This is a genomic window from Arthrobacter sp. CJL-S3 (assembly GCF_056711635.1).
On the sequence record NZ_CM160046.1, the window covers coordinates 3389372 to 3401221 of the forward strand.

Consider the following 11850-nt stretch of genomic DNA (forward strand, 5'->3'; position numbering starts at 1 on the left):
CGCTCAAGGCACCAAGAAAGCACCCCGCCACGCGGACCTGAACCGGTCCGCGTGGCGGGGTGCTTTTTGTTGGTGACGTTACGGGCGTGACCGTCTAGGCGACATCCGCGCCCGAGGCGGCTGCCGGCGTCGGGCCTGCGGACGGTGTTCCCGCCGCGGCCGGGCGGTCGCCCTTCTTGGCGAGCTGGATCTGCTCGTAGACGTGGTGGCGCAGTTCGGTGAAGCGCGGCAGGGACCGGGTCTCCAGCTGGTCGCGCTCCTCGGGCAGGTCGACGGCGATGTCCTCCTGGATCACCGTCGGGGAGCTGGAGAGGATGATGACCCGCTCGCCGAGGTACACGGATTCGTCGATGTCGTGGGTGACGAACAGGATCGTGATGCCCAGCTTCTTCCACACGGTGCGGATCAGGTCCTCCAGGTCCGCCCGGGTCTGGGCGTCCACGGCCGCAAACGGCTCGTCCATCAGCAGGACCTCGGGCTGGTACGCGATGGCGCGGGCGATCGCCACGCGCTGCTGCATGCCGCCGGAGAGCTGCCACGGGTAGGACCGCGGGACGTGGGACAGGCCCACCGCTTCGAGGGCCTCATCCACGAGCCGGTCACGTTCGGCCCGCGGGACTCCCTGGTTTTTCAGCGGCAGTTCCACGTTGTCCCGGACCCGCATCCACGGGAAGAGCGAGCGTCCGTATTCCTGGAACACCACGGCCATCTTCTTCGGCGGACCGGAAACGCGCTTGCCGTTCAGGAGGACTTCGCCCTCGGTCGGGGCCATCAGCCCGGAGATGCACTTGAGCAGCGTGGTCTTCCCGGACCCGGAGGGCCCCACCAGGCACGCCAGTTCCCCCGCGCGCAGATCGAAGGTGAGGTTCCGCACGGCCTCCACGTCGCCGCCGTCGGTCTGGTACACCTTCTTCAGCCCGCGGACGGAGAGCATCGCTTCCGGGGCCGCTTGCGTTGGGTCAGGCTGCATTTTCTACCTCTTTCTGGCCGTGGTACCAGCGCAGGATGTTCCGCTCGGCCCACTGGAAGATGAATGACATGCCCACACCCAGCAGCCCGAGCACCACAATGCCGGACCACATCTCCGGGATGGAGAAGGATCGCTGGAACTGGACGATGGCGAAGCCCAGTCCCGAGGACGAGGCAAACATTTCGGAAATGACCATCAGGATCAGCCCGAGGGACATCGACTGGCGCACGCCGGCCATGATCTGCGGGCTGGCGGACGGCAGCACCAGGTAGCGGACGCGGGCCCAGCCGTCGATGCCGTAGGTGTGGGCGGAGTCGGAGAGCACCGGGTCGACGGCGCGGACGCCCTCGATGGTGTTCAGCAGCACCGGCCAGATGCAGCCGGAGATGATGACGACGACCTTCATGGTGTCGGTGATGCCCATGAGCAGCATCAGGACCGGCACCAGGACCGGAGGCGGGATGGCGCGGAAGAACTCCAGCGTCGGTTCCAGCAGCGCCCGGAGCCATCTGACCGATCCGATCAGGACGCCGCCGACGACGCCGATGACGATGGCCACGAGGACGCCCACCGCGAGCCGGCCGATGCTGGGCAGCACATCCGTGAAGATACGCTCGCCGAACCAGACCTCGGCGAAGGTTTCGACGAGGCTGGCCGGGGTGGGAACGAAGAAGTTTTCCGTCTCCAGGGTGGCGGCCCACCAGATCAGGATCAGGATCACCGGCAGGCCCAGGAGGTAGCCGAGATTCTTCAGGGTTTTCATACGAACACCTCGGAACGGACCGACGAGTGCCAGGACAGGGTCTTCTTTTCGATGAAGCGCATCAGCATGTTGATCAGCACGCCGATCAGGCCGGTGGCGAGCACCAGGGCGTACATGCCCGAGATCGCTCCGCCGGACTGGGCCAGGGCGATCTCGCGGCCGAGCCCCGGGGAGCCGATCACCAGTTCCGCGGTGATGGCCAGGACCAGCGCCACCGCGGCGGCGAGCCGCACCCCGGTCATCAGGTAGGGCAGGGTGGTGGGAAAGACGACGTAGCGGATCCGGGCCATCCTGCCCAGGCCGTACGTCCTGGCCGTGTTGTTGGCGACCATGTCGACGTCGGCCACGCCGTAGAGCACCTGGATCAGGACCTGCCAGAAGGCGGCGTACACGATCAGCAGCAGCGACGACTCGATCTTCACACCGAACATCAGCACGGCCAGCGGGATCAGCGCGACCGACGGGATCGGGCGCAGGAATTCAATCGTGGAGTTGGTGGCCTTGCGCAGGAAGTTGCTGGAGCCGATGATGAAGCCGAGCACGACGGCGGCTGCCACGGCCATCAGCAGGCCCAGGAACCAGGCCTTCATGGTCTCGCCCACGGCGACCCAGAAGGCCGTGAGCCCAAAATCGACGATCAGCGCGGCAATGACCTCGCTGGCGGGCGGCAAATAGTTGGGGTCGACGAGGCCGAGCCGGGGAATGAGTTCCCAGGTGAGCAGGAATCCGAGGATCCCCGCGAGGCCGAGCAGCTGCTTGGTTGGCATCTTGCGGACCTGCCGGTGCTGCCGCTCCACGCTGGGAGCGGCAGCACCGGAGGCCAGGGTCTTTGAACTCACGGGAGGAGTTCGTCTGCGTTCGGAGCCTTGGTCAGCGTGCCGTACTTGGCGGCGGCGTCGCCGAGGGTCTTGAACGCGTCCTGGTTGAATTCGACCCGGTACCGCGGCAGCACGATCGCGGCCCGGGCGGCCTCGTCGATCTTGGTGTAGGTGCCCACGATGGCGCGGACCTCCTCCGGGTGCTGCTGCGCGTATTCGAGCGACTTGTTCATGGCGCGGGTGAACTTCTGCGTGAGCTCGGCCTTGCCCTGGATGGTCTCCGCCTTGGTGAAGTAGCCGGCGATGTCCAGCTCCGGGTGCATCTCGACGAAGTTCCAGGACACCACCTTGCCGCCCTCAGCCACCGCCTTGGACAGGAAGGGCTCGAGGATCCAGGCGGCCTCCACCTGCTTGTTGGCCAGGGCCGCCGGGGCGTCCGGGAAGGCCACCTCAACGAACTTCACGCTGTTGGGGTCTCCGCCGTCCTTTTCGATGACGGACTTGATTGTGGTGTCGCCGATGTTGGAGAGGTTGTTCACCGAGACGGTCTTGCCGGCGAGGTCCTTCGCGGACTGGATGCTCGATCCGGCCGGGACAACGACGCCGCCGATGTCCTTGCCGATCTCACCGGTGGTGGAGGCACCGTTGGCGACGAACTTCAGGTCAAGGCCCTTGTCCTTGGCGACCATGACCGAGATGAGGTTGGAGAAGGCGAAGTCGAAGCTGCCGCTGACGATGCCGGGGACGATCGCCGCTCCGCCCGTTGCGGTCTGGATGTCCAGCTGGAGTCCCTCCTCCTTGAAGAAGCCCTGCTTGTCGCCGAGGTAGATGGGGGCGCAGTCGACGATCGGAATGACACCGACGCTGACCTTGGTCAGGCTCGAATCTCCGCCGCCGGTGGCGGCGCCGCCTCCCGTGGAACTGGGCGAGCCACTTCCGCAGGCCGACAGTCCCAGAACGGATGCGGCTGCCAAGACGGCAATAAAACGACGTTTCATGTTCACTCCTATGTGCCCATTGGCATGGGAGTGACTAGCCCCCAGCCCCAAATGTTCGCTATTCGAACAGACGTTCAAATTAAGTCTGATCTAAACCTCAGGTGAGGTCAACCACAACCGGCTCATTGTTACAGCTCTGAGACGGGTGCGTCCACGGGATGTGAGGGCGAGACCCTCGGCGCCTCACCTTTACCGCGGCGGGGTGTCCTCGACTTTCCACATATGGCTGGCGCCGCTCGCGGTGAGGCACGCCATTTCCCTAGGATGCAGACATGACCCCATTTTCAGGCATCCCGGACGCCGCCTTCGAGTTCTACGCGGAACTCGAACACAACAACAACCGTGGCTGGTGGCTGGAACACAAATCCACCTACGACTCCGCGGTCAAGGATCCCTTGACCGGGCTGCTGGAAAAGCTGGAGCCGGAGTTCGGCGAAGCCAGGCTGTTCCGGCCCCACCGGGACATCCGGTTTTCCCCGGACAAATCGCCTTACAAAACGGCCCAGGGAGCCCTTGCCGCCGTTGCCGAGGGAACGGGGTACTACATTCAACTCGACGCCGACGGCCTCCTCATTGGCGGTGGATACCACACGCACACACCTGCCCAGCTGGCCCGCTTCCGCAGTGCGGTGGACGCCCCCTCCAGCGGAGGAGTCCTGCAGCAGATCGTCGCGCACGTCGCGGCGCTGGGCTTCACCGTGGAGGGTGAGACCCTGAAGACGGTTCCGCGGGGGTTCGCCAAGGACCATCCCCGCGCGGACCTGCTGAAGCACAAGTCCCTCGCCGCCGGCATGCACGTGGGACGGCCGGACTGGATCTCAACGCCGGGCGCGGCCCGGGAGGTGGCCCGGCGCTGGGAGGACCTGCGGCCGCTGGTGGAGTGGATCGGGCGCTACGCCGCGCCCTGAGCACGTCGGACGGGGCCTGAGCGACGTCGGACGGGGCCGGATGTGCCGGTTCGGATCTGCCGTGTCGGCTGGGCCGGTCAGATGTGTTCGCCGTCGGTGGCGAGCCGCCGGTCCAGGTTGTTGAAGAAAACCAGCAGCATCAGGTCAAAGGCCTGGCTGGCTTCCTCGGGCTGGTTGTTCACGACGAAGTCGAACTGCAGCCCGTAGAACGCGGCGGTGAAGAGCCGGGCGTCGGTGTCGGCGAACTCCTCGCGGATGCCCTGGAGCATCAGCCAGTCCCGTGCTTTCTCGTGCAGCATCCTGAAATGTTCCTGCGCCGTTCCGCGGGGTTGATCCGCCACGATGTCCTGCGCGGTCGCCTCGAATTCCAGCCGGGCCAGGTGCCGGTTGCGCTGCGCCATGGTCCAGCGCCAGGACTCCAGCAGGAACGCCCGCCAGGCGTCCCGGTCGATGTCCCGCACGTCCGTGGCCCGGATGCTGTCCAGCCGGGACTCGATGGTGCGGATGATCTCGTTCACCAGCTCCTCGCGGTGGCCAAAATGGTAGACGAGCACATAGCTGCTGACCCCCAGGCCCTCGGCCAGGCTCCGGAAGGTGAGCTCCGCGAGGGTCTTGTCCATGAGGTAGTCCAGAATGGCGGCCAACAGCTCTGTTTTGCGTTCCGGTCGTGCTGGGCGGGCCATGGTTCCATCATAGGGAGCGGGCCGTTAACGCAGCAGTCGCCGGGAGTGCCCGTTCGCCGGAAGGTTCCGGCGAACGGGCACTGCTCCGGCGACTGCGCTCTATCGGGAGGGGCGACGGCTCCCTATTTTGCGCCGGCCCCGGCCTTGGCCGTGGCTTTGGCGTCGGCGACGGCAGCGCTCTTGTCGGCGGTGCCGTTGACGGAGGCCCTGGCCTCGGCGAACTTCTCGTTCAGCCGGGAGTGGCGCTGGCCGTAGGAGAAATAGATGACGACGCCGATCACGAGCCAGACGGCGAAGAAGATCCAGGTCTCCACGGCCAGGTTGGTCATGAGGTACAGGCACAGGACGGCGGAGACGATCGGGAGCACCTTGCCGAACGGCACCCGGAACGCGGGCTTGAGGTCCGGGCGCTTCTTGCGCAGCACCAGGACACCGATGCTGACGGTCACGAACGCGGAGAGCGTGCCGATGTTGATCATTTCCTCGAGCAGGTCCACGTTGGTCAGTCCGGCGACCACCGCCACGCCGGCGCCGCAGATGATCTGGAGCCGGACCGGCGTCGCACGGATGGTGCTGGTCTTGGACAGCGAGCGCGGCAGCAGTCCGTCGCGGCTCATCGCCAGCACCACGCGGGAGAGGCCCATCAGCAGCACCATGATCACGGTGGTCAGGCCCACGAGCGAGCCGAAGGCGATGACCTTGGCGGCGTCGGTGTTGCCCACCGCCTCGAACGCCGTGGTGAGGGTGGGGTTCTCGGCCTCGGCCAGCTCGGTGTAGGACACCATGCCGGTCAGCGCCAGGGACACCAGGATGTAGAGCACGGTGACGACGGCGAGGCCGCCGAAGATGCCGCGGGGCAGCGTCTTCTGCGGGTTCTTGACCTCCTCCGCGGAGGTGGCGACGACGTCGAACCCGATGAAGGCGAAGAAGACCAGGGCGGCGCCGGCGAAGATGCCCAGCGTGCCGTACTGCGCCGGGGCGGCACCGGTGAGGAAGCCGAAGAAGGACTGCTTCATGACGTCGGCGGCGCCGGTGCCGCCGGTCGGCTCGGAGGCCGGGACGAACGGGGCGTAGTTCTCGAATTTCACGTAACTGAAGCCCACCACGATGACAAAGAGCACGACGCCGATCTTGATCAGCGTGAAGATGTTGCCGACGCGGGCGGACAGCTTCGTCCCCAGCACCAGCAGCACGGTGAACACGGCGACGATCAGGAAGGCGCCCCAGTACAGGTCCACGCCGCCGAGGGAGATCGACGGCGGGATGTCGACGCCCATGAGCGCGAAGACCTTGCTGAGGTAGATGCCCCAGTACTTGGCGATCACCGCACCGGCCGTGAACAGCTCGAGGATGAGGTTCCAGCCGATGATCCAGGCCAGCAACTCACCCATGGTGGCGTAGGTGAAGACATAGGCGAAGCCGGCCACGGGGATGGCCGTGGCGAACTCGGCGTAGCACATGATGGCCAGCGCACAGGTGACGGCGGCAATGGCGAAGGAGAGGGTGACGGCCGGGCCGGCGAAGTTTGCTGCAGCCTTGGCGCCCACCGAGAAGATGCCGGCGCCGACGGCAACGGCGACACCCATGATCATCAGGTCCCAGGAGCTCAGCGAGCGCTTGAGCTGGCGTCCGGGTTCATCGGCGTCCGACATGGACTGCTCGATTGATTTGGTCCGGAAGAGGTTCATAGAAAAGTCCACAATCTCGGTAGCTTGTTTGGAAACAGACCTATTAAGAGTAGTGTCCATCCACTGGACGGCCATTTTAATCCCACATGGTGAGACGCAAAAGCGGGCCGTGCAGGTTTCCCTGCACGGCCCGCCGGCGCGTGGTGCGTACCTCTTTAGACCGGCCAGTCCATCAGTTTCGACCGGATCAGGAACCGTTTGCCCTCGGGCGCCTCGACCGAGAAGCCGCTCCCCCGGCCCGGCACCACATCCACGGTCAGGTGGGTGTGGCTCCAGTAGTTGAACTGCTCCTTCGACATCCAGAACTCAATCGTCTGCGGCTGCACACCGTCGGAAATGTCGAACAGGCCCAGCTGCACATCCGAATCCCCGGTGATGAACTCCCCCGCGGGATAGCACATCGGCGAGGACCCGTCGCAGCAGCCGCCGGACTGGTGGAACATCAGCGGCCCGTGCTGGAGCCACATCTTGCGCAGCAGTTCCACGGCCACAGGGGTGAGCGCCACCCGGGAGAAGTCCTCCCCGGGAAGGGTGACGGCGGCGTCGAGCTTTGTCGGTGGTGGCATCAGAGTCCTTTCCTGATCAGTACTTGATGACCACGCGGCCGTCGATCTTGGCGTGCTTCATCTCGTCGAGGACGGCGTTGACGTCGGAGAGCTCGCGGGTGGAGACCGTGGGGTGGATCTTGCCCTCGGCGTAGAACTCCAGCGCCTCCTGCAGGTCCTGGCGGGTTCCCACAATGGAGCCGCGGACGGTCAGGCCCTTGAGCACAATCTCGAAGATCGGTGCCGGAAAGTCTCCCGGCGGCAGGCCGTTGAACACAATCGTTCCGCCGCGGCGGGCCATCCCGATCGCCTGTCCGAACGCTGACGGGTGCACCGCCGTGACCAGGACTCCATGGCAACCTCCGGTTTCGCGCTGAATGACTTCGGCGGGATCATCGTGCAGGGCATTGACGGTCAGTTCCGCACCGTGTTTCTTGGCCAGGGCGAGCTTGTCATCGGCGATGTCCACCGCGGCAACGCGCAGGCCCATGGCAACCGCGTACTGGACGGCGATGTGGCCGAGGCCGCCGATGCCCGAAATCGTGACCCACTGGCCGGGGCGGGCCTCGGTCATTTTGAGGCCCTTGTAGACGGTCACTCCGGCGCAGAGCACCGGGGCCACCTCGACGGGGTCCGAGCCGGCCGGGATCCGGGCCGCGAAGCGCGTGTCCACCAGCATGTACTCGCCGAAGGAGCCGTCAACGCTGTAGCCGGCGTTCTGCTGCGCCTCGCACAGGGTCTCCCAGCCGGTGCGGCAGTACTGGCAGTCGCCGCAGGCGGACCAGAGCCAGGCGTTGCCGACCATGTCGCCGACGGCCAGGTCGGTGACGCCCTCACCGAGGGCCACCACTTCGCCGACGCCTTCGTGGCCCGGGATGAACGGCGGGCTCGGCTTGACCGGCCAGTCGCCTTCGGCGGCATGGAGGTCGGTGTGGCAGACGCCGGTGGTCAGCACCTTCACGAGCGCCTGGCCGCGGCCCGGCGTCGGCACGGGCACGGTCTGGATCTGCAGGTCCTTGCCGAATTCTGTTACTACTGCGGCTTGCATTGTCGTCGTCGTCGTTGTCGTCGTCATAGCGAAATCCTTGCGTCGTCAAGCGTGGGTGCAGCTAGGGGGCGTGTGCACGGCGTCCTTCCGGGTGGGTGCACACGTGGTGCGGGCGGGGCGGATCTTTCCGATCCGCCCCGCCCGGGATCGTTGCGGCTTAGAAGAAGCCGAGCTTGTTCTCGTTGTAGCTGACCAGGAGGTTCTTGGTCTGCTGGTAGTGGTCCAGCATCATCGAATGGTTCTCGCGGCCGATGCCGGAGGACTTGTAGCCGCCGAAGGCAGCGCCCGCCGGGTAGGCGTGGTAGTTGTTCACCCACACGCGTCCGGCCTGGATCTCGCGGCCGGCGCGGTAGGCGACGTTGCCGTTGCGGGACCAGACGCCGGCGCCGAGGCCGTAGAGGGTGTCGTTGGCGATGCCCATGGCGTCGTTGTAGTCGCTGAAGCGGGTCACGGACACGACCGGGCCGAAGATTTCCTCCTGGAAGATCCGCATCTTGTTGTGGCCTTCGAAGATGGTCGGCTGCACGTAGTAGCCGCTCGCCAGGTCGCCGGGCATCTCGGCCCGGGCGCCGCCGGTGAGGATCTTGGCGCCCTCCTGCTTGCCGATGTCGATGTAGGAGAGGATCTTTTCCAGCTGGTCGTTGGAGGCCTGGGCGCCGAGCTGGGTGTCGGTGTCCAGCGGGTTGCCCTGGATGATCTTCTCGACGCGCTTCACGGCGTCGGCCATGAACGAATCGTAGATGTCTTCCTGGACCAGGGCGCGGGAGGGGCAGGTGCAGACTTCGCCCTGGTTGAAGGCGAAGAGGGTGAAGCCTTCCTGTGCCTTGTCGTAGAACGCGTCGTTCGTGTCGGCCACGTCGTTGAAGAAGATGTTGGGGCTCTTGCCGCCCAGTTCCAGGGTGACCGGGATCAGGTTCTGGCTGGCGTACTGGCTGATCAGGCGGCCGGTGGAGGTCTCGCCCGTGAACGCGATCTTCCGGATCCGGGGGCTGGAGGCCAGCGGCTTGCCGGCCTCGACGCCGAAGCCGTTGACGACGTTGAGGACGCCGGCCGGGAGCAGGTCGCCGATGAGTTCCATCAGGACCAGGATCGAGGACGGGGTCTGCTCGGCCGGCTTCAGGACGACGGCGTTGCCGGCGGCGAGGGCCGGGGCGAGCTTCCAGACGGCCATCAGGATCGGGAAGTTCCAGGGGATGATCTGGCCGACGACGCCGAGCGGCTCGTGGTAGTGGTAGGCCGTGGTGTCGTCGTCGAGCTGGGACAGCCGGCCTTCCTGGGCGCGGACGGCGGAGGCGAAGTAGCGGAAGTGGTCGGCGGCGAGCGGGATGTCCGCGTTGAGGGTCTCGCGGATCGGCTTGCCGTTGTCCCAGGACTCGGCGACGGCGAGCATCTCAAGGTTCTCGTCGATCCGGTCCGCGATCTTGTTCAGGATGGCGGCGCGCTCGGCGACGGAGGTCTTGCCCCAGGAGGGCGCAATCTTGTGGGCGGCGTCCAGCGCCAGTTCAATGTCCTCGGCGGTGCCGCGGGCGACCTCACAGAAGACCTTGCCGGTGACGGGAGTGATGTTTTCGAAGTACTGGCCCTTGACCGGGGCGACCCACTCGCCGCCGATCCAGTTCTCGTAGCGGTCCTTGAAGGTGACCTTCGAGCCCTCGGTGCCGGGCTGTGCGTAAACAGTCATTGCTAGCTCCTTTGCTGTGCAAGATAGTGGCGCCCAGTTGTCGGCGCCACCGTTGTGTTCAGCGTAGGAGCAGGAAGGTTGCAGTCAGGTTGCAACCACGTGACCCGGGTCACTTCGGTGTCGGGCGCGGGCCGCGCGTCTAGCCCCCTTGCGCTATCACTTACGGCTGCTAAACCGGCCGAAACGGCCATTTCAAGGACCATATCTGATAGCTCAACCGGGGGTCAGGCGCTGAGTTCCGCCTCGAGCCGTTCCAGGTCCGCGACGATCGCGGCGCGCTTGGGTGAGCGCGGCGGCAGCAGTTTCAGCGCCGCGAGCCGGACCTCGACGTCGTCCCTCGCCTCGGGCAGCTCGGCGTACCTCAGGAGCGTCTCGGCGCTGCCGTCCGTCAGCACCGCGTCGCGGAGCAGGGAGGAGACCCGGGACCGCAGCTCGGCGATGCCGGGGGCCTCCGAGCGGGGCAGGACCGCGCCGCGGTAGATCTCCAGCGCGATCCGGTGGGCGCCGCGCTGCAGGCAGTTCAGCACCTGGCCGGAGTCCGGCACCAGGTCCAGCGGCAGCCGGTAGGGCCGTGATTCCGGAACGGCGGGCGGGTTGAGCTGCTGGAGGACCTTGCGCAGCCGGACCATCTCGGCCCGCAGGGTCATGGTGGACGCGTCCCCCGGGTACAGCAGGGCACACAGCTCCTCTGCGTTGAGCCCCTCGGGGTGGGTGCTGAGCAGCGCCAGGATTTCGCTGTGCCGGGCGGACAGCGCCACGGTGCGCCCGTCGATGCTGAGCAGCGCCTGGTCCCGGCCGAGGAGCTGGAGGCTGTTGCGGTACAGGCTGCCGGCCGAGCCGCCTGTTCCGGAGGCGCCGCTGTCCCGGCCCGTCCCGGACGTGGCGGCGCCCCGCCGTCGGGCCGGCGAGGACTGTTTGGCGGCCGCGAGCTGGAGCCGCTCGACGCGGAGGTGCGCCTGGGCGGCGGCCACCGTGGCCTCGACCAGAGACAGGGTGTGCGGCGCGACGGCGGACTCGGTGCCGGTGATGTCCACAACGCCCAGCACGGCCCCGGAATCCGGATCGTGGAACGGCACGGCCGTGCAGCTCCAAGGGTGGACGGAGCGTTTGTAGTGTTCGGCCCCGGAGATCTGGATGCCGCGGCCCAGGGCCAGGGCGGTGCCGGGGGCGCTGGTGCCCACGGTCGCCTCGGACCAGTCGGCCCCGGGAACGAACATCATGCCCTCGGCCCGGCGCCGCATTTCGGCGTCGCCTTCGACCCAGAGCAGCCGGCCCACTTCGTCGCCCACGGCCACCAGCATGCCGCTGTCGTGGCTGGGCAGAACCAGGAGTTTGTGGATGACCGGCATGATGGCGGCCAAGGGGTGCTGGCGCCGGTACTCTTCAAGTTCTTCGCTGTCCATCGCCAGCGGGGCCTCGGGGTTGTCCGGGTTGGCGTGCAACTGGGCCGAGCGCCGCCACGACTCCTGGATCAGGCTGCTGAGGCCGGGCAGCTGCAGATCGGCCGGGAATACGAGCCCCTGGGAGTCCAGCTGCTCGTGGCCGGCGCTGGCATACTGCTGGCGCAGCGCTGCGGGAACTCCGCCGGCCGGCGGGAACAGCGCTGCCGGATGGATCGGATTCCTCATTGAACTCCCACCGGACGGGCACGACGGCGTGCCGGAGGCAGCCATGTCCGGTCAAGTGTACGGGGCGCACCCCCAGCCCGCCAGAGCTCCCGCCGGCCGGGCAGGTTGGAGGGTTGGCTG

Annotated in this window: 11 protein-coding genes; 1 reads left to right on the forward strand and 10 read right to left on the reverse strand. The window is 66.7% G+C overall.

The features are described 5' to 3' along the window. Positions 1-94: 94 nt before the first annotated feature. From AC06G6_RS15515 to AC06G6_RS15530, 4 genes are read right to left on the reverse strand one after another with little or no spacing between them, the layout of a single operon-like run. Positions 95-970: an ABC transporter ATP-binding protein gene (locus AC06G6_RS15515; protein WP_479823453.1), complete on the reverse strand. Its 876-nt coding sequence runs from the start codon at positions 968-970 to the stop codon at positions 95-97. Further along, entirely contained in the window at positions 960-1733 is a 774-nt protein-coding gene (locus AC06G6_RS15520; RefSeq protein ID WP_479823455.1) for an ABC transporter permease, read from the reverse strand. The genes AC06G6_RS15515 and AC06G6_RS15520 overlap by 11 nt, the downstream gene beginning before the upstream one ends. After that, entirely contained in the window at positions 1730-2572 is an 843-nt protein-coding gene (locus tag AC06G6_RS15525) for an ABC transporter permease (protein WP_479823457.1), read from the reverse strand. Before AC06G6_RS15525 ends, AC06G6_RS15520 begins: the two co-directional genes overlap by 4 nt. Continuing rightward, positions 2569-3549, reverse strand: a complete 981-nt coding sequence (locus AC06G6_RS15530; protein WP_479823459.1) for an ABC transporter substrate-binding protein — start codon at positions 3547-3549, stop codon at positions 2569-2571. Before AC06G6_RS15530 ends, AC06G6_RS15525 begins: the two co-directional genes overlap by 4 nt. Before the next feature lie 272 nt (positions 3550-3821). Here AC06G6_RS15530 and AC06G6_RS15535 point away from each other — a divergent pair, with 272 nt between their 5' ends. Continuing rightward, positions 3822-4457: a DUF2461 domain-containing protein gene (locus AC06G6_RS15535; protein ID WP_479823461.1), complete on the forward strand. Its 636-nt coding sequence runs from the start codon at positions 3822-3824 to the stop codon at positions 4455-4457. A 77-nt stretch (positions 4458-4534) separates the two neighbouring features. On the opposite strand, the gene AC06G6_RS15540 is transcribed toward AC06G6_RS15535, so the two are convergent. From AC06G6_RS15540 to AC06G6_RS15565, 6 genes are all read right to left on the reverse strand, one after another. Continuing rightward, positions 4535-5140 (reverse strand): TetR/AcrR family transcriptional regulator, encoded by a 606-nt coding sequence (locus tag AC06G6_RS15540; protein ID WP_479823463.1) that lies wholly within the window; start codon positions 5138-5140, stop codon positions 4535-4537. A gap of 122 nt (positions 5141-5262) precedes the next feature. Further along, positions 5263-6828, reverse strand: coding sequence for an amino acid permease (locus tag AC06G6_RS15545; protein WP_479823465.1), 1566 nt, complete (start codon positions 6826-6828; stop codon positions 5263-5265). 155 nt (positions 6829-6983) lie between these two features. Continuing rightward, positions 6984-7394: a DUF779 domain-containing protein gene (locus tag AC06G6_RS15550; protein WP_479823467.1), complete on the reverse strand. Its 411-nt coding sequence runs from the start codon at positions 7392-7394 to the stop codon at positions 6984-6986. A 16-nt stretch (positions 7395-7410) separates the two neighbouring features. After that, positions 7411-8421: an alcohol dehydrogenase AdhP gene (adhP, locus tag AC06G6_RS15555; RefSeq protein WP_479828709.1), complete on the reverse strand. Its 1011-nt coding sequence runs from the start codon at positions 8419-8421 to the stop codon at positions 7411-7413. A gap of 157 nt (positions 8422-8578) precedes the next feature. Beyond that, positions 8579-10102, reverse strand: coding sequence for an acetaldehyde dehydrogenase ExaC (gene exaC, locus AC06G6_RS15560; protein ID WP_479823469.1), 1524 nt, complete (start codon positions 10100-10102; stop codon positions 8579-8581). Positions 10103-10326: 224 nt separating this feature from the next. After that, positions 10327-11730, reverse strand: a complete 1404-nt coding sequence (locus AC06G6_RS15565) for a GAF domain-containing protein (protein WP_479823471.1) — start codon at positions 11728-11730, stop codon at positions 10327-10329. Between the last annotated feature and the right edge of the window lie 120 nt (positions 11731-11850).